At 64.6% G+C, this 19,473-nt stretch carries 17 protein-coding genes; 5 read left to right on the forward strand and 12 right to left on the reverse strand.

Going from position 1 to position 19,473, the window contains the following annotated elements; genetic code table 11:
* Positions 1-575 precede the first annotated feature (575 nt).
* From Q8P38_12610 to Q8P38_12625, 4 genes are all read right to left on the reverse strand, one after another.
* Entirely contained in the window at positions 576-1,799 is a 1,224-nt protein-coding gene (locus Q8P38_12610) for an MFS transporter (GenBank protein MDP4015442.1), read from the reverse strand.
* A gap of 63 nt (positions 1,800-1,862) precedes the next feature.
* Positions 1,863-2,882 (reverse strand): methylmalonyl Co-A mutase-associated GTPase MeaB, encoded by a 1,020-nt coding sequence (gene meaB / locus Q8P38_12615; GenBank protein MDP4015443.1) that lies wholly within the window; start codon positions 2,880-2,882, stop codon positions 1,863-1,865.
* Positions 2,879-5,053: a methylmalonyl-CoA mutase gene (gene scpA, locus Q8P38_12620; protein ID MDP4015444.1), complete on the reverse strand. Its 2,175-nt coding sequence runs from the start codon at positions 5,051-5,053 to the stop codon at positions 2,879-2,881. Before scpA ends, meaB begins: the two co-directional genes overlap by 4 nt.
* Positions 5,053-6,867 (reverse strand): methylmalonyl-CoA mutase family protein, encoded by a 1,815-nt coding sequence (locus Q8P38_12625; GenBank protein ID MDP4015445.1) that lies wholly within the window; start codon positions 6,865-6,867, stop codon positions 5,053-5,055. The genes scpA and Q8P38_12625 overlap by 1 nt, the downstream gene beginning before the upstream one ends.
* Before the next feature lie 159 nt (positions 6,868-7,026).
* Here Q8P38_12625 and sdhC point away from each other — a divergent pair, with 159 nt between their 5' ends.
* Genes sdhC through Q8P38_12645 form a run of 4 tightly spaced genes read left to right on the forward strand, consistent with a single transcriptional unit; the run spans position 7,027 to position 10,340 of the window.
* Positions 7,027-7,422 carry a succinate dehydrogenase, cytochrome b556 subunit gene (gene sdhC / locus Q8P38_12630; protein ID MDP4015446.1) on the forward strand — a complete coding sequence of 132 codons (396 nt, stop codon included), beginning with the start codon at positions 7,027-7,029 and terminating at the stop codon, positions 7,420-7,422.
* A complete protein-coding gene (locus tag Q8P38_12635) occupies positions 7,419-7,802 on the forward strand; it encodes a succinate dehydrogenase hydrophobic membrane anchor subunit (GenBank protein ID MDP4015447.1) in 384 nt (127 codons plus the stop codon). The genes sdhC and Q8P38_12635 overlap by 4 nt, the downstream gene beginning before the upstream one ends.
* Positions 7,803-7,812: 10 nt before the next feature.
* Positions 7,813-9,555, forward strand: coding sequence for a succinate dehydrogenase flavoprotein subunit (sdhA, locus tag Q8P38_12640; GenBank protein MDP4015448.1), 1,743 nt, complete (start codon positions 7,813-7,815; stop codon positions 9,553-9,555).
* Positions 9,555-10,340: a succinate dehydrogenase iron-sulfur subunit gene (locus Q8P38_12645; GenBank protein MDP4015449.1), complete on the forward strand. Its 786-nt coding sequence runs from the start codon at positions 9,555-9,557 to the stop codon at positions 10,338-10,340. Before sdhA ends, Q8P38_12645 begins: the two co-directional genes overlap by 1 nt.
* Positions 10,341-10,349: 9 nt before the next feature.
* On the opposite strand, the gene trpS is transcribed toward Q8P38_12645, so the two are convergent.
* From trpS to Q8P38_12685, 8 genes are all read right to left on the reverse strand, one after another.
* Positions 10,350-11,381, reverse strand: coding sequence for a tryptophan--tRNA ligase (trpS, locus tag Q8P38_12650; GenBank protein MDP4015450.1), 1,032 nt, complete (start codon positions 11,379-11,381; stop codon positions 10,350-10,352).
* Entirely contained in the window at positions 11,378-12,718 is a 1,341-nt protein-coding gene (locus tag Q8P38_12655; protein ID MDP4015451.1) for a hemolysin family protein, read from the reverse strand. Before Q8P38_12655 ends, trpS begins: the two co-directional genes overlap by 4 nt.
* 73 nt (positions 12,719-12,791) lie before the next feature.
* The gene (locus Q8P38_12660; protein MDP4015452.1) at positions 12,792-14,012 is read right to left on the reverse strand and encodes an NADP-dependent isocitrate dehydrogenase; all 1,221 of its coding nucleotides are present in this window, start codon (positions 14,010-14,012) and stop codon (positions 12,792-12,794) included.
* A 16-nt stretch (positions 14,013-14,028) separates the two neighbouring features.
* Complete coding sequence (locus tag Q8P38_12665) at positions 14,029-14,985, reverse strand: malate dehydrogenase (protein MDP4015453.1); 957 nt, start codon at positions 14,983-14,985, stop codon at positions 14,029-14,031.
* A gap of 75 nt (positions 14,986-15,060) precedes the next feature.
* Complete coding sequence (locus Q8P38_12670; GenBank protein ID MDP4015454.1) at positions 15,061-15,381, reverse strand: DUF3017 domain-containing protein; 321 nt, start codon at positions 15,379-15,381, stop codon at positions 15,061-15,063.
* Complete coding sequence (locus Q8P38_12675; GenBank protein MDP4015455.1) at positions 15,378-16,229, reverse strand: bifunctional methylenetetrahydrofolate dehydrogenase/methenyltetrahydrofolate cyclohydrolase; 852 nt, start codon at positions 16,227-16,229, stop codon at positions 15,378-15,380. Before Q8P38_12675 ends, Q8P38_12670 begins: the two co-directional genes overlap by 4 nt.
* Positions 16,230-16,283: 54 nt before the next feature.
* Entirely contained in the window at positions 16,284-17,858 is a 1,575-nt protein-coding gene (gene guaA, locus Q8P38_12680; protein ID MDP4015456.1) for a glutamine-hydrolyzing GMP synthase, read from the reverse strand.
* A gap of 318 nt (positions 17,859-18,176) precedes the next feature.
* Positions 18,177-18,335, reverse strand: coding sequence for a DUF5679 domain-containing protein (locus Q8P38_12685; GenBank protein MDP4015457.1), 159 nt, complete (start codon positions 18,333-18,335; stop codon positions 18,177-18,179).
* A gap of 202 nt (positions 18,336-18,537) precedes the next feature.
* Here Q8P38_12685 and Q8P38_12690 point away from each other — a divergent pair, with 202 nt between their 5' ends.
* Positions 18,538-19,443, forward strand: a complete 906-nt coding sequence (locus tag Q8P38_12690) for a hypothetical protein (protein ID MDP4015458.1) — start codon at positions 18,538-18,540, stop codon at positions 19,441-19,443.
* The last annotated feature ends 30 nt before the right edge of the window (positions 19,444-19,473 follow it).

Here is a 19,473-nt window from a genome sequence, read left to right on the forward strand (position 1 = left end):
CAGATCACTCCCGTGATCGCTGAGCCTCGCGAACCAGTGGATCCACGCTCGTTGTTGAACCGTTTCGGTTTGACTCAACTACAGCCTGTGGCGGTGGGGCGTTCGGTACGTCTTGCGACCCCAGCGCAGCGCAGGGCCTTAGCTGTGCGAGACGGGGGGTGTGTGATCCCGGGCTGTGATGTGGGACCTGAACACACCCAGCCGCATCACGTCACCGCGTGGTCCCTGGGAGGCGCGACCGACCTGGATTCGTTGGCCAGCGTTTGTTGGCCGCATCATCGTCAACTCGACCTCGGCCGGTGGGAACTGACACGCGACACCGATCCAGGCCAACCCGAGGCGGGCCAACCCGAGGCGGGCCAACCCGAGGCGGGCCAACCCGAGGCGGGCCAACCCGAGGCGGGCCAACCCGAGGTCGGGGAACCCTCTGCGGGCGATCCATCCCAGCCGTGGTGGACCGTCACCCCAACACCGCGACACCGATGGCGAAGACCCCCGCCCTAGCCGCGCGCGGGCGCGACCCCCGCGGGAACCGGGCACGACCGCGATTCCCTCCGTCGGCCTGACGGCGCTGGTCAGGGGACCGCTGAGGAGGGACTGGCGCCGGACAGGCGCTTGCGCAGTGCCACGACGACTGGCATACCGAACGCCAACGCGATCACGGCCATCAACAAGAACGCCGAAGCGGGTGACTCCACCAACGTTCCGACCAGCGCCGAGACCGCGACCCCGCCGGCGTTACCGGCCAGCCACACCAGGGCTGTGGCTGTAGCGGCCGCCTTGCCCGCACGTTTCTCGACCAGATCCAGCACGATTGGCAGCATCGCGAGCAGGAGGAACCCGATGAGTGCCGAGACCGTGAATCCCGCCCAGACCGTGGGTGAAATGGCCAGCGCGAGGCAGGCCAGCACGACCACGGTGATTGCCAGGAGCATCCACGTTGTCTGATTGCCGCGCTTCGCGGCCATGGGGGGCAGAACAACAGCGCCGACCACTCCCGCCGTCACCATGATGGCCAGCATCAGGTCTGCGGAACTCGCCGCGACTCCGGCCGGGCTGAGCAGCGGCTGAACCCACGTAGTCAGCGCCACGAAGACCCCGTTGCCGACGGCGATCAGCAGCACCAGCAGCCGGATGACCGGATCGGCCCAAGCTGTGCGCAGCGGACGCCCGGCCGCCGACTCGATGCTTCCGATGTCACTAGAGTCGAGTTCCGCAGCGAAACGACCAGGGCGCGACAGCGCGACGACCATGACCGCGACCGCCACTACGGCGAAGGCGGCCTGTATCCCGAGCAGCAGCGGGATGTCGGTTCCCCAAACCGCTCCGCACACGAAAGCGAGCAGCATGCCGACGAAGAGCGCAGCCGAACCCACCGCTATACCAGTCGCGCGCTGCCGACGGGGCAGGTAGCTGATGCTGAGTTTGGCAACCGCGTTCAGCACCAGCGGTTGTCCGAGCGAAACGGCCACTTGGCCCAACATGGCGAACGCGAAACTTCGAGTGTCCAGAACGCGGATCAACCCACCACCCGCCGTGAGTAAGCCGCCCGCGATTAGGGCGGGCCGAAGCCATCGATCCAGCAGCAGCCCGGATGGGATCGCGACTACCACGTACACCAGCGGGAAGATGATCGACAAGAACCCCACGGCGTCTGTGCTTACCCCGTAGAAACTCGCCGACTGAGTTGTCACGGGCGCGAAGGACAGCCACAGCATCTGGGTCGACGCGGCAACCATCGCGTAGCCACCGATGGCGAACCAGTCGCCACGAGCAGTCAGCCCTGCCCTGGGCGTCACAGCGCCCCCGTCGCGTTCATGGTCGCTCAGGATAGCCGCAGGAGGTGCGCCAAAGGCGGTTCTCTAGGGCCTGCCCCCATCTGGACGAAAAGCTCGCATCAGCAACTCGGCGCCGCGCCCCGGAGCAACCGCCCCAGACGCGACTTGAGCCTCCACGTCGCCGAGCAAGCCCCGGACAGCTGGATCGGCGTGGAAGTCGCTGTCCAGTCGGTCGCGGATCGTCGCCCACATCCACGACACGGCCTGCTCGCGGCGCTTGATATCCAGGAGGCCTTCGGCCTGCATGTAGCTTCGATGCTCCAGGACGGCCTGCCAGACTTCCGCGAGCCCGCGCTCCTTGAGGGCACTGCATGTCAGGACCGGGATCCGCCATCCACTCCCCGGGCCTCCCAGAATGCGTAGCGCACCGGAAAGTTCGCCCGCGGCGTGCCGGGCTTCGGCCTCATGAGCGCCGTCGGCCTTGTTGACCGCGATGACATCGGCCAACTCGATGATCCCGCGCTTGATCCCCTGGAGCTGATCACCCATGCGTGACATTGCCAGCAGCAGGAACGTGTCGACCATCCGCGACACAGCGACCTCGGACTGGCCCACTCCAACCGTCTCAACAAGAACCACATCGAAACCGGCCGCCTCCAGCACAACAATCGACTCTCTCGTCGCTCTGGCAACTCCCCCGAGGGTCCCAGCGCTGGGTGACGGCCGGATGAAGGCGCCCGGGTCAGCGGCTAACCGATCCATCCGCGTCTTGTCACCGAGCACGCTGCCGAATGTCCGAGCGCTGGACGGATCCACGGCCAGCACGCCCACCCGCTGGCCCTCCGCGGTCAACAACACGCCCATCGCGTCGATGAACGTCGACTTGCCAACTCCTGGCACTCCCGAAATGCCCACTCGGATCGCGCTACCGGACGAAGGCAGCAGGGCCGCGAGCAGCTCCTGACCGGCCAACTTGTCATCGCGCTGGGTCGATTCGAGAAGAGTGATCGAGCGTGCGATGCAATTGCGGTCGCCGCCACGCACGCCCGCGACCAACTCGTCGAGCGGCGGCCGCTCACGCGCACCCGAAGGACTGCCGGTCACTCGGGGGCCCGGCTATCCAAGTCTGAGAGCAGTTCCTCGGCCGCCTTCGGAACGACGGTCCCAGGAGGGAAGATCGCGGCCGCACCCGCCTCCTTCAGCGCCTCGAAGTCGCCCGCCGGAATCACTCCCCCGACGACGATCAAGATGTCGGGCCTGCCCAGCTCCTTCAGCGCATCTCGCAGTTCGGGAACCAAGGTCAGGTGGCCAGCCGCCAATGATGAGACGCCTACCACGTGGACGTCAGCTTCGATGGCCTGGCGGGCGACCTCGGCTGGCGTCGCGAACAACGGCCCGACATCGACATCGAAGCCTAGGTCGGCGAACGCGGCTGCGATGACCTTCTGCCCCCTGTCATGGCCGTCCTGCCCGATCTTCGCGACCAGGATCCGTGGCTGGCGCCCTTCCCTCTCAGCGAATTCGGCCACTTCATCACGCACACGCTCGATGTCAGCCGTGCGGCCAGCCTCTTCTCGGTACACGCCCGTGATAGTACGGATGCTGGCGCGGTGACGACCAAACACACGCTCGAGCGCGTCGGACATTTCCCCCACAGTCGCACCGCCGCGTGCGGCCACGACCGACAATGCCAGCAGATTCTGGTCGAGCCCAGACCCTCTAGTGCCGTCCTTGACGGCCTGCGCCCCGGCCGTGAGCGCGTCGAGCGACACCGCCAGCCCCGCCTGGTCCCGATCCGATCGCAACCGCTCCAGCTTAGCCAGCTGCTCCGCCCGGACCGCGGTGTTGTCGACCTTCAGAACCTCCACTGGACGGTCATGCTCAGAGCGGTAAAGATTCACGCCGATGACCGGCTGCTTCCCGGAGTCGATCCGGGCTTGAGTCCTGGCCGCGGCTTCCTCGATACGCAACTTCGGCGTACCCTCGGCGATCGCCTTGGCCATACCGCCGACCGCCTCAACTTCCTCGATGTGGTGTAGTGCCCGCACCGCCAGGTCGTACGTGAGCCGCTCCACGCAGTACGACCCCGCCCATGGGTCGATCACCCGCGTCGTGCCCGACTCCTCCTGGAGTAGCAGCTGGGTGTTCCTGGCGATCCGCGCCGAGAAGTCCGTAGGCAGAGCCAGCGCTTCGTCCAGCGCATTGGTATGCAAAGACTGTGTCAGCCCCTGCGTGGCGGCCATAGCTTCGATCGTCGTGCGCCCGATGTTGTTGAACACGTCCTGAGCCGTGAGCGACCATCCCGAGGTCTGGCAGTGCGTACGCAGCGACAACGACCGGGGGTCCTTCGGCTCGAAACCCCGCATGAGCCTTGCCCACAGCATCCGCGCGGCACGCAGCTTGGCAACCTCCATGAAGAAGTTCATCCCGACACCCCAGAAGAACGAGAGCCGAGGGGCGAACTTGTCGATCGGAAGTCCGGCAGCCAGGCCGGCCCTGACGTACTCAACCCCGTCGGCCAGCGTGTACGCCAGCTCGAGATCAGCGGTAGCACCAGCTTCCTGAATGTGATAGCCCGAGATCGATATGGAGTTGAAGCGCGGCATCTTCGCCGAGGCGTACGCGAAGATGTCGGAGATGATCCTCATGCTGGGGTCAGGCGGATAGATGTAGGTGTTCCGGACCATGAACTCCTTGAGGATGTCGTTCTGGATCGTGCCGGCCAGCTGCTCCGGCTTCACCCCCTGCTCCTCGGCCGCGACGATGTACAGCGCCATGATGGGAAGGACCGCGCCGTTCATCGTCATCGACACGCTCATCTTGTCCAGTGGGATCGCTTCGAACAGCTGCCTCATGTCCAGGATCGAGTCGATGGCGACCCCTGCCATGCCAACGTCACCGGCAACCCGTGGGTGATCGCTGTCGTATCCCCGGTGCGTCGGCAGATCGAACGCAACCGACAGCCCCTTCTGCCCCGCGGCCAGGTTGCGGCGGTAGAAGGCGTTGGATTCCTCAGCCGTGGAGAAGCCCGAGTACTGTCGAATCGTCCACGGGCGCGTGACGTACATGGTCGGATACGGACCGCGCAAGAACGGGGGCAGCCCCGGATAGGTGTCTAGGAAGTCCAAGCCTTCAACGTCCTGCGGGCCGTATTCGGACTTGACATCGATCCTCTCGGGCGTCTGCCACACTGCGCGCGAGTCGCCAGAGGCATCGGTTCGGCTTCCGGAATCTGTCCACAGCGGGACATTCGAAAACGATGGGATCGTGGCCATCACCGCACCCCCAGCGCTGACATCGCACGTCGCAGAGTCGCGACGCCGTCACAGTGCGCGAACACGTAGGCGTCGATACCCGCAGCGCCGTCCACTTCCACCCGGTCTCCGGGTTGACCGGTCAACCAAACCAGCCTTGCCCCAGCCTCCCGGCAAGCCAGCGCCGCCGCCGTGACCTGTTCCTGATAGACGGTGTCGGACCCGCACAAGCACGCGACGACAGGAGAACGCCGGGGGAATCCCAGCCGTCTGCCGGGTGCGAAGGGGACTACTACGCACTCGATCCCGCCCGCGACGAATAGGTTCGCGGCGAACGACTGCCGGGCCTTGTGAGAGGCTCGCGACCCGAGCGTGACTAGGTGGACCTTCGGCCGAGAGCCTCGCGCGGCAGCCGCGTCGCTGCGGTCCCTCAACTCTTCCCACTCCTGCGAATACCGAGTCTGCGGCAGCCCACCCGATGGGCGCCTCAAAGCTGGGCCTGGTGACTTCGGCACAAGATCATCGCCAGGAAACTCGCTCACGCCGGTGATAGGTGACCGACGCTGCGCGACCCGATCGGCGCGCAACCCTCTAGTCCTGGAGATCCGCGAAGCGACAAGACCAGACTCGATGGCGGCGCGCAGCCCGCCGACTCCTTCGACGTCCTGCAAGATCGCCCAGGCGGCTTCAGCCATCTGCCTCGTGCGGCTCTCCACGTACCAGGAGCCAGCGGCGGGATCCGAGACGAACCCGACTCGGGATTCGCAGAGCAGAAGATGTTGAGTGTTCCTGGCAACGCGCCGTGCGAACTCGTCAGGCCTGCCCACCGCTGTGGTGTGGGGCAGCACCGTCACCGCGTCGGCGTTTCCGACGCCCGCGGCGAAGGCGGCTACGCAATTCCGAACCACGTTCACCCATGGATCCCGCTTCGTCAGCATCGCCCACGACGTCACAGCGTGGAGACGCAGTCTTGAGCTGCCCCCCGCCCCAAGGACCTGCAGGACCCGATTCCAAATCAAGCGCGCGGCGCGCAGCTTGGCGATCGTGGCGAACTGGTCGTCGGTGGCGGCTACTCGAAATTCCAGGAGCTTGGCCGCATCGTCAACCTTGAGCCCGGAGGCCAGCATGAGTCGCATAGCCTCCAGACCCGCCGCACACGTTAGGCCCAACTCGTCCCCAAACGACGCACCCGCGTCGTGGTAGACGGTGCCGTCGATCGAGAACGCCAGGATCCCGCGAGCTTCCGCCTCTCGCGCGAGATCCGCCACCCTATCGAGGTCGCCCGTCCGTCCGGTCCCCGCCAGCAGACCATAGGGATCGAGCCCCAGTGACGTGCCGTCAGCGAAGTCACCGCCTGCCGGAACCGCGCCTAGCAACTGGCGGGCCGCCTGCTCCCCACGGTCGAACCCCTCCAGAGTCACGGCCGTCCGGCTCAAGTCAATCTCACGCAGGATCTTGCGGAGTCTTCGCGGAGTCGGCCCGGCGCCTGACAAGGTCAGCCAGATCTGCTGCACACCGTTGGACAAGTCGTCAGCGACCGCTTCCGCCACTTCCGAGCTGCCCCAGTGACGCTGCCTGATAGTCCAGCGCGATCGGCCGGACGACAGCCGCTGCGGGGGTGGAGCGGGTCGGAGGGTCAAGGGCGCGAGGTCAGCGGCGGTGTAGAGAGCTTGGACGACGTAGCCGTCATCAGTGGGCGTCATCATTAGGCGCTCGACTTCGTCGGCGTCGACCGGGCCACCGTCCCCGCTCAGCGTGGCCGCAGCCAACTCCCGCCAGTCAGCTCTGCCGAACCTCGGGAACCCCGCCAGCAGCGGGATTCGGTCCGATGTCATACCCACACTCTAGAACCGCGACCCGGCGCGGAGCATCACGGATCAGACCCTGCCCCAAGCGGTGCGAAGAACATCGCGCCATGCCGTTGACGGGAATGCGACCGGCACGTGGCTACGATGGCGGCGATACTTCTAGTCATTTCGCGAGTGGAGGCGCCCGTGGCATTCGCCAATTCCGGCACGTTATATAGGGGCGGACCTGGCATGTGGTCGTGGGTCGCCCACCGCATCACGGGCGTCGCAGTCTTCCTGTTCCTTCTGGTTCACGTGCTTGACGCGGCGCTGCTGCGTGTGTCTGCGAACTCCTACGACGATGTAATCGCCACATACAAGACGCCCATCGTCAACCTCCTGGAAGTCGGGCTAGTGGCGGCCGTGCTGTTCCACGCGCTCAACGGCCTGAGGATCATCACGATTGACTTCTGGTCAAAGGGCCCCCGATATCAACGTCCAATGCTGTGGTCGATCGTGACGATCTGGGTTTTGGTCATGGCGCCCGCCGCGTACTTCATGCTCCGGCACACCGTTGAGACTTTGTTCGGGAGTGTTTCATGAGCGTCCAAGCTGCTTCAGGGCTTTCAAAGAGCAACCGCGAGATGACCTCCTGGGTCTTCATGAGGATCTCGGGGATCGTCCTGGTGTTCCTCGTGCTGGGACACCTGCTGATCATGAACGTCCTCGACGGAGGGGTTCAAAGAATCAACTTCGCTTTCGTGGCGGGGCGCTGGTCCAACCCGTTCTGGCAAATGTGGGATGTGACGATGCTCTGGCTCGCCATGCTCCACGGCAGCAACGGAATGCGAGTCATCATCAATGACTACGCCACCAGCGGCAGGGTCCGCTTCTGGCTACGAACCGTGCTGTACGTCGCCGCGATCGCGACAGTCGCGCTCGGGACGCTTGTGATCTTCACTTTCGACCCGAACCTGGCCTGAGGGAGCTCGCATGCAGATCCACAAGTATGACGTTGTCATCGTCGGCGCCGGCGGCGCCGGGATGCGCGCGGCCCTTGAGTCATCACAGCGCACTCGCACCGCGGTACTAACGAAGCTGTACCCGACCCGGTCGCACACTGGTGCGGCCCAGGGAGGGATGTGCGCGGCGCTGGCCAATGTCGAGGAGGACAACTGGGAGTGGCACACCTTCGACACGGTCAAAGGCGGTGACTACCTAGTAGACCAGGACGCCGCCGAGACGATGTGCCGAGAGGCGATCGACGCGGTACTCGACCTGGAGAAGATGGGCCTTCCCTTCAACCGCACCCCGGAGGGACGCATCGATCAGCGCCGGTTTGGCGGCCACACCCGCGGACACGGAGAGGCCGCCGTGCGCCGGGCCTGCTACGCGGCAGACCGGACGGGTCACATGATCCTGCAGACCTTGTTCCAGAACTGCGTCAAGCAGGGAGTCAAGTTCTTCGACGAGTATTACGTGCTGGATCTGTTGCTCTCAGAGGGGCGTTGCGCCGGTGTCGTCGCCTATGAACTGGCCACAGGCGAGCTGCACGTCTTCCAGGCCAAGAGCGTCATCTTCGCCACAGGCGGATTCGGCAAGGTCTACAACGTCACGTCCAACGCGCACACGCTCACCGGAGATGGAATGGCCATCGTCTACCGGCGCGGGCTTCCACTGGAAGACATGGAGTTCTTCCAGTTCCACCCAACGGGCTTGGCCGGGCTCGGAGTCCTGCTGACCGAAGGCGCGCGCGGCGAAGGCGGCATCCTTCGTAACTCAACCGGTGAACGGTTCATGGAGCGCTACGCGCCGACGATCAAGGACCTGGCCCCAAGGGACATGGTTTCCAGGGCGATGGTGCAGGAACTGCGCGCGGGACGCGGTGCCGGCCCGCACAAGAACTACGTGTTCCTGGATCTGACGCACCTGGACAAGGACCTGATCGAGGAGAAACTGCCCGACATCACCGAGTTCGCCCGGACATACCTGGGCGTTGACCCTGTGACCGAGCTCGTGCCGGTGTGCCCAACCGCTCACTACGCCATGGGCGGTATCCCAACCAACGTCGAGGCGCAGATCCTCAGCGACAACACCAGCGTTGTTCCCGGGCTCTTCGCCGCCGGGGAGTGCGCGTGCGTCTCGGTACACGGCGCCAACCGCCTTGGCACCAACTCGCTGCTCGATATCAACGTCTTCGGCCGCAGGGCCGGGATCGCCGCGGCAGAGCATGCCCTGGCGAGCGACTGGGTTGCTCTGCCTGACGACCCCGCGTCAGCGGTTGAATCGATGCTGGATCATCTTCTGAACGGTGGCGGCTCCGAACGCGTCGGCGAGCTGCGCCACGCGATGCAGACAACGATGGACCTCAACGCCGCGGTCTACAGAACCGAGGAAACCCTGCGACTTGCCCTCGCGGAGATCGATGAGATCAAGAGCAGGTACCGCAACGCCACGGTGGACGACAAGGGCAAGCGCTACAACACGGACCTACTGGAGGCTGTCGAGCTCGGCTTCCTGCTCGACCTGGCCCAGGTGCTGGTCACCGGGGCGCTGGCCCGGAAGGAGAGCCGCGGCGGTCACGCCCGCGAGGACTACCGGTCACGCGATGATGTGAACTTCATGCGGCACACCATGGCCTACCGGGATACCTCGGAAGGCGAGGCGGCATGTGTTCGCCTGGACTACAAGCCCGTGACCGTGACCCGCTACCAGCCGATGGAGCGTAAGTACTGATGACAACACAAACACCCGCACCAGCCGAGGAAGCCGAAGAGGCCCAGAGCCTGCACGAGACAAACATTCCGGACCAGGTCGCCTACGACGTGCGATTCCGGATCCGCAGGTTCGACCCAGACGTGTCGGACAGTCACTTCTGGCAGGACTTCACAGTTTCGGTCTTCCCGACGGACCGGATCCTCGACGCACTGAACAAGATCAAGTGGGAGCAGGACGGCACGCTCACGTTCCGCAGATCATGTGCCCATGGGATCTGCGGATCCGACGCGATCCGAATCAACGGCCGCAACCGCCTGGCGTGTAAGACGCTCGTGAAGGACCTCAACACGGGCAAGCCAATCAAGATCGAGGCAATCAAGGGCCTGACTGTCCTGAAGGACTTGATCGTTGACATGGAGCCGTTCCTGGCCGCCTACCGTTCCGTGAAGCCCTTCCTGATCACGACTGGGGAAGAGCCGACTATGGAACGCCTGCAGTCGGTGGAGCAGCGCGCTGTCTTTGACGACACGACCAAGTGCATCTTGTGTGCGGCGTGCACCACGTCCTGCCCCGTCTATTGGCTCGACGATCAGTACTTCGGTCCCGCCGCCATCGTCAACGCCCACCGCTTCATATTCGACAGCCGCGATGAGGCTGGCGCCGAACGCCTGCGGATTCTCAACAGCTCCGAAGGCGCCTGGCGCTGCCGGACTACCTTCAACTGCACAGACGCGTGCCCCCGTGGCATCGAAGTCACCACAGCGATCCAACAGGTCAAACGCGCCCTGATGTTCAGCGATTAGCCACTGGGACTACTCGGCCGGTGGAAGAAGTCCAATCCTGACGTAGGCCTGCCGAACTGTCGGTCCGGCCACGGTCCGTGCCCGGCTGGCGCCTCGCAGCATCATCCGATCAAGCTCGGCCGGATCCTCTAGGTATCCGGCAACGCGCTGCGCGAACGGCTCCGCGAACCCGATCACGGCTTCAGCCGCGGCTCGTTTGAGCTGGCCATAGCCCAAGTCCGCGTACTCAGCCGCCACCGCGGCGACCGTACGACCCGAGAACGCCGCAAGTATGGTCAGCAAGTTGGCCACGCCAGGCTGATTGACAGGGTCGAGGTTCACCACGCCAACGGAATCGGTCACAGCGCGCTTGATCTTCTTCTCAATCGTCCCTGGCGGATCGAGTAAGAACAGGCACCCAGAAGGCAATGACTTGCTCATCTTCGATGTCGGATCTTGCAGGTCCAGGATGCGAGCGGCGTGCTTGGCGATGTGTGGCTTCGGCACCACGAACAGCTCGCCGTACCTGGAGTTAAACCGCTGCGCGAGGGTTCTGGTCAACTCCAGGTGCTGCCGCTGGTCCTCGCCCACGGGGACGTACTGGGCCTTGTAGGCGAGGATGTCAGCCGCTTGAAGGATCGGGTAGGTGAAAAGGCCGACTGTGGCCCGGTCCAGACCGCCCCTGCGCGACTTGTCCTTGAACTGGGTCATCCGCGCCGCTTCGCCATGCCCCGTCAGGCATTGCAGCACCCAGCTCAATTCCGTGTGCTCGGGCACCTGGCTCTGCGCGAAAACAGTCGAGACGCCCGGATCCAGTCCCAGAGCCAACAGCTGCGCATAGGCACCACGTGTGCGACGACGTAGGACATCGGGCTCATGCGGCATCGTTATCGCGTGCAGGTCAACCACGCAGTAGAAGGCCTCATGGTCGTCCTGCATGCTGACCCAGTTAGCCAGCGCCCCAAGGTAGTTGCCGACGTGGAACGAGTCAGCGGTCGGTTGAATCCCTGACAGCACGCGTGCTCGCTCCCCTGCCGCTGGCGGAGGCGGACCGGGGCTCATGACGGCCATTCTGCCGAACCGCCGCCTGGGTCAGGTTCGGGCCCTTCCAGGTCATCGGACTCGACCGGCTCCACGAGCACCAAGTCCACTCGGCGGCCGTCAAGACTCTCGACAGTGAACTTGTGGCCAAGCTCCTGGACCGAATCACCCACCTGGGGCACGTGCCCAAGGCGAGCGACCAGGAAGCCCGCCAGCGTCTCGAAGGGTCCTTCGAGAAGCTCGATGCCTGAGGCTTCTTCGAACTCGTCCAGGTTCATCAGTCCATCGAACTGCCGCGCGCCCCCTGCTTGACTCGGCGCCGAGTATGCGGCTTCGTCGTACTCGTCGTGGATCTCCCCGACAAGTTCCTCTACAAGGTCCTCCAGAGTGACGATTCCGTCTGTGCCCCCGTATTCGTCTACGACGATGGCCATGTGGTGTCCGGCGGTGCGCATTTCGTTGAGAGCCGGGATCACACGCTTGCTGGAGGGGAACCTCATGACCTCTCGGACCAACCCGCCAATGCGCTTCGACTGTGTCGTCAAGGCGGGATCCAACAGGTCCCTGACGTGAATGAACCCGACGATGTCGTCCGCGGATCCCCGGATGATCGGGTAACGAGAATGCGGCATGCGCGCGGCCATCTTCGCCGCCTCGCCGATCAGCGTTGTCTCGGGCAGGAACGTGGCCTCCGTCCTTGGGACCATCACTTCCCTGAGCTCACGATCACCCGCCGCGAAGACGTCGTCGATGAGCTCGCGCTCCTGGTCAGTCAGATCAGTGTGCGCGGCCACCAACCCGCGCAGTTCCTCTTCTGTTATCAGCGCTTTGCTGGCCTTGGGATCGCCCCCCGCCAGTCGGACCAAGCCATCCGTTGACACCGACACCAGCCAAATGAACGGCCGCGCGATCCGGGCCACCCAGTCGATAGCGCCGGCTACTCGCAGGGCGACCCGTTCAGCGTTCTGAAGGGCGATCCTCTTAGGCACGAGCTCGCCCAGGACCATCGACAAGTACACGATCAGGATCGTCACAGCGACGAAGGCGACCGTGCGAGCCACCGTGTCAGCCATTCCGAGGTTCTCAAGGACCGGACTGATAGCGGGCGAGATCTGAGATGCTCCGAACCCCGCCGACAGGAAGCCCGCCATCGTTACGCCGACTTGAACGGCTGCCAGGAACCTGTTGGGATCATGCACGAGACGCTGAAGGCGCGCACCCCGGCGCGGGTCCTTTTCAGCGAGTCTGGGGATCTGCCCCTCGCGCAGTGACACCAGCGCCATTTCCGACATGGCGAAGAAACCGCCGACCAGGACGAAGACCATGACGACAGCGATATCGCCCAGAACGTCAGACATCGCCCGCAGCGCCTCTCATGAGTCCGACCCTAGTGCGGCGGGCGCGTGCAGTGGCTGCGATCCGCGCGTCCGACTACGTCCGTGCCATAGCCTTCCGCAAGTTGGAGTCGATGGAGGCCAGGAACTCCTGCGTAGTCTGGTAGGGCTGATCGGGGCCGATCAACAGGGCCAGGTCCTTGGTCATCTTCCCGCTCTCCACGGTTTCCACGCAGACCCGCTCGAGTGTCTCCGCGAACGCCGTGACCTCCGGGGTACCGTCCATGCGGCCCCTGTGGGCCAGGCCCCGGGTCCAGGCGAAGATCGACGCGATGGGGTTAGTCGATGTCGGGTTCCCGAGCTGGTGCTGCCGGTAGTGGCGGGTAACCGTGCCGTGAGCGGCCTCGGCCTCAACAGTCTTGCCGTCTGGAGTCATGAGAACACTGGTCATCAGCCCGAGGGAACCGAATCCCTGCGCGATGGTGTCAGACTGCACGTCTCCGTCGTAGTTCTTGCACGCCCAGACGTAGCCCCCTTCCCACTTCATCGCGGCAGCCACCATGTCGTCGATCAACCGGTGCTCGTACGTGAGTCCAGCGGCACCGAACTCTTCCTTGAATTCCGTGTCGAACACCTCGGCGAAGATGTCCTTGAACCGTCCGTCGTACGCCTTGAGGATCGTGTTCTTGGTGGACATGTACACCGGGTAACCCCGGGTCAGCCCGTAACGCATGGACGCTCGCGCGAAATCCCGGATCGAGTCATCCAAGTTGTACATGCCCATGGCTACTCCAGAACTGGGGTAGTCGAACACGTCGAACACCATCGGCTCGGACTCATCCGCCGGCGTGAATGTCATCGTCAACTTGCCAGCCGAAGGAACCCTGAAATCCGTCGCCTTGTACTGGTCACCGAACGCGTGACGGCCGACAACGATCGGCTTTGTCCACCCTGGAACGAGCCGCGGAATGTTGCTGATCAGAATCGGCTCACGGAAGATCACGCCGCCCAGGATGTTCCGGACGGTGCCGTTTGGTGAACGCCACATCTTCTTCAGTCCGAACTCGGCCACTCGTGCTTCGTCAGGAGTAATGGTCGCGCACTTGACGCCGACCCCGTACTCCTTGATGGCGTTGGCGGCGTCGACGGTGACTTGGTCTTCCGTGGCGTCGCGACTCTGAATCGACAGGTCGTAGTACTTCAGGTCGATGTCCAGGTACGGGAGCACGAGTTGCTCCTTGATGAACGACCAGATGATTCGAGTCATCTCGTCCCCGTCCAGTTCAACGACTGGGTTGGCGACCCTTATCTTCTCCACGAACCTACTCAGCTCCCTACAGATCTTTCACATCGGCTTGCTTGGCGCGAACGGCCTCGGCCGCGGCTAGTAACCCAGCGCGCTCCGAGTCCGTCAACTCCGTTTCAACGACGCTTCGGACCCCCACCCGACCGATCTCGGCCTGCACTCCCAGGTACACCCCGGAAATCCCGTATTCGCCATCCACCCACGCGCACGCGGGCATCACATCCCCTGAGTCTTCGATAACGGCGCGCGCCATGCGGGCAGCCGCCGCGGACGGCGCGTAGAACGCCGACCCGCTCTTAAGTAGCGCGACAACTTCGGCGCCGCCATTGCGGGTCCGAACCACGATGTCCTCAATCTCGTCGGCGCTGAGGCATTCGCTCAGCGGGCGACCATCTACCGAGCACGCCGAGGGCACTGGCACCATTGTGTCTCCGTGCGACCCGAGGGTAAGAGTACGAACCGCGGCGACAGGAACACCCAGCCTCTCGGCCACGAAGTTCGAGAACCGGGCCGTGTCGAGCATGCCCGCCTGGCCCATGATCCGGTTCTTTTCGAAGCCTGTGACCATCTGAGCCAGCGCGGTCATCTCATCGAGCGGGTTGGCCACGTTGACCACAACGGCGTCCGGAGCGTGGGCCGCGACGTTTTCCGCGACACTTCGCATGATGCGCGCGTTGGTTTCGATCAAGTCCATGCGGCTCATGCCCGGCTTGCGGGGCAGCCCCGCCGTGATCACGACGATGTCGGAGCCCTCAATGGCCTCATATCCCTCGCCGTTCGGCCCGGTGCTGGCGCCGATGACCCTCGTCTCGAAGCCCTCGATCGGCCGCGATTGGTTCATGTCGAGCGCTAGGCCCTGCGGCCGACCCTCAATGATGTCCGTGAGCACGACTTCCTCGAATATGTCGTACTCCGCGAGTCGTTGGGCCGTCGTGGACCCGTAGAACCCAGCTCCAACAACAGTGACCTTGCCCTGTCGGGACATCCGCTCACCTCCGGTTCGGCAACGGCCCAACCTTACCGAGGTGCCCGAGCCCGCACGCCGATGGGGATGCGGTCGCTAGGGCGCGGGAACGATCACAGCCAGCACCAGCAGTGAACCAGCGAGCACCGCGAGAATGACGAGATCAACTCTGGAGGATCGGACCACGAGCAGCCCAGCATCGGAGTCGGACATCACCATGCGCAAGATGAACGCGACCAACACGGATGCGGCAAGCCCCACTACGCCAAGCCGGAAGTCCACGAGCAGTAGGCCCAAACTCACGGCGGCTCCGGCCACGACTAGCGTCAGCGGCAGGTACTTGGGCACGACACGCTTGCGCCGGAAGTCCACGAGTGTGGGCTCAGAGGCCTGTCCTGACCGCGCGGACGAGCTCACGGCAACCGCAGCTCAGCGGACTCGACGACGTTCCGCAGAAGCATCGCCCGTGTCATCGGCCCGATACCACCCGGCATGGGCGCGATCCACCCAGCGGCCTCCCTCACGTCGGGACTGACGTCGCCGACCAGGCCAGCGTCGGTACGCGTTATCCCAACATCCAGGACGACCGCACCTGGGCGCACCAGATCCCGAGTGATCAGCCCGGGAACCCCCGCAGCCGACACGACGATGTCAGCGTCGCGGACGTGTCTGCCCAGATCGCGAGTACCTGTGTGGCACAGGGTCACGGTCGCACTCTCCGAACGCCTCGTCAGCAGCAGCCCCAGGGGACGCCCCACCGTGACTCCCCGCCCAACGATGCACACTTCCGCCCCACGGATCTCGATGTCATGCCTGCGCAAGATCTCCACGATTCCGTTGGGCGTGCACGGCAGGGGGCCCGCTATCCCAAGGACGAGACGACCTAGGTTCACCGGATGCAACCCGTCCGCGTCCTTCGCCGGACTCATGCGCTCCAACGCCCTCCCCTCATCGAGGTGACTCGGAAGCGGAAGCTGGACGATGTACCCGGTACAGGCAGGATCGCCGTTCAAAGCGTCGAGCTTGGACTCGAGCTGGTCCTGCGTCGTGTCGCCGGGCAGATCAACTCGAATCGACCTGATACCGACCTCCGCGCAGTCGCGGTGCTTGCCTGCCACGTAGGCGGAACTGCCGGGATCGTCGCCAACCAGAACGGTCGCCAGACCGGGCGTGATTCCCAATGCCGCGAGCTTGGCCACGCGTTCCCGGATCTCACCTTTGATCGCAGCCGCGGTCGCCTTGCCGTCGAGGATCTTGGCCGTCACAGCCGGATTGTGTCACGCCCGCTCACCGGCGCGGAAGACTCCCGCGAGACTCGGCTACTCCCACTCGATTGTCGCCGGCGGCTTGCTCGTCAGATCCAGGACCACACGGTTGACTTCCGATATCTCGTTCGTGATCCTGCCCGAGATCTTCGCCAGCACATCGTTTGGCAAGCGCGCCCAGTCGGCCGTCATCGCGTCGCTTCCCGCCACGGGGCGCAGGACTATCGGATGCCCGTAGGAACGCCCATCGCCTTGGACGCCGACCGAGCGCACGTCCGCGAGCAGCACAACTGGGAACTGCCAGATCGCGCGGTCCAGCCCAGCCTGAGTGATTTCCGCCCTAACGATCGCGTCGGCCGCTCTGAGTATCCGCAGGCGGTCTGGGTCGACTGTACCGACTATACGGATCGCGAGCCCTGGGCCGGGGAATGGATGCCGCCACACGATGTCACTCGGCAAGCCCATGCTCTCGCCGATGCTGCGGACCTCATCCTTGAAGAGTCGCCTCAGAGGCTCGATGAGGGTGAACGCCAGATCCTCGGGCAGTCCCCCGACGTTGTGATGACTCTTGATGGTCGCCGCTCCAGCACCGCCCCCGGATTCCACGACGTCTGGGTACAACGTTCCCTGCACTAGGAACTGGATCGGAGCCTCGCCTTCACCCGACGCGGCCACGAGGTCCCGCTCGGCGGCCTCGAAGACGCGGATGAACTCGCGGCCGACTATCTTCCGCTTCTTCTCCGGATCGCTGACCCCGGCCAACGCGGCCAGGAACTGCTCGGCGGCGTCCACTACGACCAGCCGGACGCCCGTCGCGGCTACGTAATCCTGGACGACCTGCTCGCGCTCTCCCTCGCGCAGAAGACCGTGGTCCACGAAGACGCAAGTGAGCTGGGAGCCGATCGCGCGCTGGACCAAGGCCGCGGCCACAGCGGAGTCCACACCACCTGACAATCCGCAGATAGCCCGGGCGCCGCCGACCTGGTCGACGATCGCAGCCACTTGTTCCTCAACGAATCCGACAGTGGTCCAGTTCTGCTCCAGGCCCGCGACTTTGAATAGGAAGCGCTCCAGCATCTCCTGGCCGTACCGCGTGTGGCCCACCTCTGGGTGGAACTGGACTCCAGCGATCCGGCGCTTTGGATCTTCAAACGCGGCCACGGGCGAACCATCCGAATGAGCCGTTACCACGACCCCGTCGGGAGCACGCGTGACCGCGTCGCCATGGGACATCCATACCGTTTGCTGGTCGGGCAGTCCCCGCAGGAGCACCGAGTCGGCTTCGGTGACGAACAACAACGTGGCACCGTACTCACGCCCGCCCGTCTTCCCCACCTCGCCGCCGAGGGATCTTGCCATTAGCTGGAATCCGTAACAGATCCCCAGCACGGGCACGCCCATGTCCAAGATGGTGGGATCGAAGTCGGGTGCCCCAGGCTCGTAGATGCTGGCGGGGCCGCCGGACAGGACGAGCGCCAACGGATCCAGCTCTGCCAGGTCCCTCGCCGACATCGTCCCGGGCACGATCTCGGAGTAGATGCCCGCCTCCCGCACGCGCCGGGCGATGAGTTGCGCGTATTGGGCGCCAAAGTCCAGCACGAGGACAGGACGCGGGTCGAGTCGGGTCATTTGGTTCCCTGCGGCTATGTAACTCCGAGGCTATCCAACCGCCATGTCCGTCCGCTAGGACGCACGACACGGAGGCTTCATGGAGATCGGCTCAGTGTCAGCACGGCTCAGTGTCAGCACAGTCCGACAGCGGGCAACCGCGCACCCGTCAGCCTTCGCCCATGGTCGCTACGAAGGCCTACTCATGGCGTCCGTGACTCGCACAGATAACGCAACCCGATGCCTGGCAGCGTCACGGCAAGCCGATCGGCGCCACATGCCCTCTCGGAAGAGAGCGGTGGGGGGGACCCCAGAAGTGGATCTCCCCCCGCCGAGTCGTCAGGCCTTGCCGAGAATCCGGGCGATCGTAGTCCCGCATTCGGGGCACTTGCCCTTTGCCATGCGTGTGCCCTTGGCGTTGACCGATACCTCGCCAGTGAACGAACGCTTGTTCTTGCACTTGACGCAGTACCCCTCGCCGCTGTACTCCTCCGCCACGCGAACCTCCTCGATATGCCGCCGACTTCTCGCCGACTGCCTTGGCCCGCACAGCGTAGTTCCGAGATCCGAAGGCCCCGCAGGCGGGTCACCCCCTGTCACCTTCAGATCCGCCGCGACTGTCCTCGGCAGCTTGACGGCTTGGGCGCGGGCCTGTGGATACCCGACTTCACAAATCCGCGAAATCGGGCACGATCGCGGGATGAGACCACGATTGCACCCCTGGATACCACTGTTGCGCCTTCACGACGGGGCAGTCCAGGTTGGTACCGACCCACAGCGCCGCGTGAGGCTCGCAAGTGAGGCCGCAGCCGCAGTCCTCGCCGCCGCTGCAGCCATGGACGGGCGACTCCTCCGTGAGGACCTTGACCAAGATCCGCTCGTCGCCAGGGGTCTAGCGCTGCTGTGCGAGTCTGGAGCGCTGATGGATGCCGATGAGCACCCGCGAGGATGGCAAGCGCTCCATCACCGTACGCGCCAGGATCTGACGCGCGGTGCCCTTACGAGGGCCGTGAGCACCCAGGGCCGACTGTCCAGCGGGACTGTCACCGCACGAACCAGCGTCGAGGTCACCGTTTGGGGCCCGCGACCCCTGGCCGCGGCTGTCACGACCGCCCTAGCGTCCGCTGGCTTCAACAGGACCGTCTGCATCGACGCCGAGGCGGCTGCCATCGGCCAAACAGATCGCGTGATCCTGATCGGGCGCCCCAAGTGGGCAGTAGTTTCCGGCCTGATGCGGAACTCGATCCCGCACGTGGCACTGTCTCCCCGGGCCGCGTCCATCCGGATCGGCCCATTCGTCGAACCGGGTCGCTCGGCGTGCCTTAGGTGCCTGCATCTGGCTCGGGGGGACCGAGATCCTAACTGGCCACTAATCAGCGAGCAACTCGACCGGCTCGTTGTTCCTGAGCCGGATCCAGCGCTGGTGACACTAGCCACTGGGCTCTTCGCGTTGTTGTTCACCGAGTGGGCGGACTCAGCGCCACCACGCGTGCTGAATCGTGTTGTGGAGGTCAGCGCTCCGCTGGGGCTGCGGGCTGAACGCGAGATCGCCGTTCATCCAGCCTGCGGATGCACTTGGCCGGAAGCGCTGCCAGACTCGGGTTGATTCGATCCGGCTACTCCCAACGTCAGAAAC

The sequence above is a fragment of the Candidatus Nanopelagicales bacterium genome, from assembly GCA_030700225.1.
Taxonomy (GTDB): domain Bacteria; phylum Actinomycetota; class Actinomycetes; order S36-B12.

Bases quoted from the DNA above. Each gene is read 5' to 3' on its own strand.
- scpA (MDP4015444.1), bottom strand. From the start codon at position 5,053: ATGGCCACGATCCCATCGTTTTCGAATGTCCCGCTGTGGACAGATTCC.
- Q8P38_12625 (MDP4015445.1), bottom strand. From the start codon at position 6,867: ATGACATCGGACCGAATCCCGCTGCTGGCGGGGTTCCCGAGGTTCGGC.
- Q8P38_12635 (MDP4015447.1), top strand. From the start codon at position 7,419: ATGAGCGTCCAAGCTGCTTCAGGGCTTTCAAAGAGCAACCGCGAGATG.
- sdhA (MDP4015448.1), top strand. From the start codon at position 7,813: ATGCAGATCCACAAGTATGACGTTGTCATCGTCGGCGCCGGCGGCGCC.
- Q8P38_12645 (MDP4015449.1), top strand. From the start codon at position 9,555: ATGACAACACAAACACCCGCACCAGCCGAGGAAGCCGAAGAGGCCCAG.
- trpS (MDP4015450.1), bottom strand. From the start codon at position 11,381: ATGAGCCCCGGTCCGCCTCCGCCAGCGGCAGGGGAGCGAGCACGCGTG.
- Q8P38_12655 (MDP4015451.1), bottom strand. From the start codon at position 12,718: ATGTCTGACGTTCTGGGCGATATCGCTGTCGTCATGGTCTTCGTCCTG.
- Q8P38_12665 (MDP4015453.1), bottom strand. From the start codon at position 14,985: ATGTCCCGACAGGGCAAGGTCACTGTTGTTGGAGCTGGGTTCTACGGG.
- guaA (MDP4015456.1), bottom strand. From the start codon at position 17,858: ATGACCCGACTCGACCCGCGTCCTGTCCTCGTGCTGGACTTTGGCGCC.
- Q8P38_12690 (MDP4015458.1), top strand. From the start codon at position 18,538: ATGAGACCACGATTGCACCCCTGGATACCACTGTTGCGCCTTCACGAC.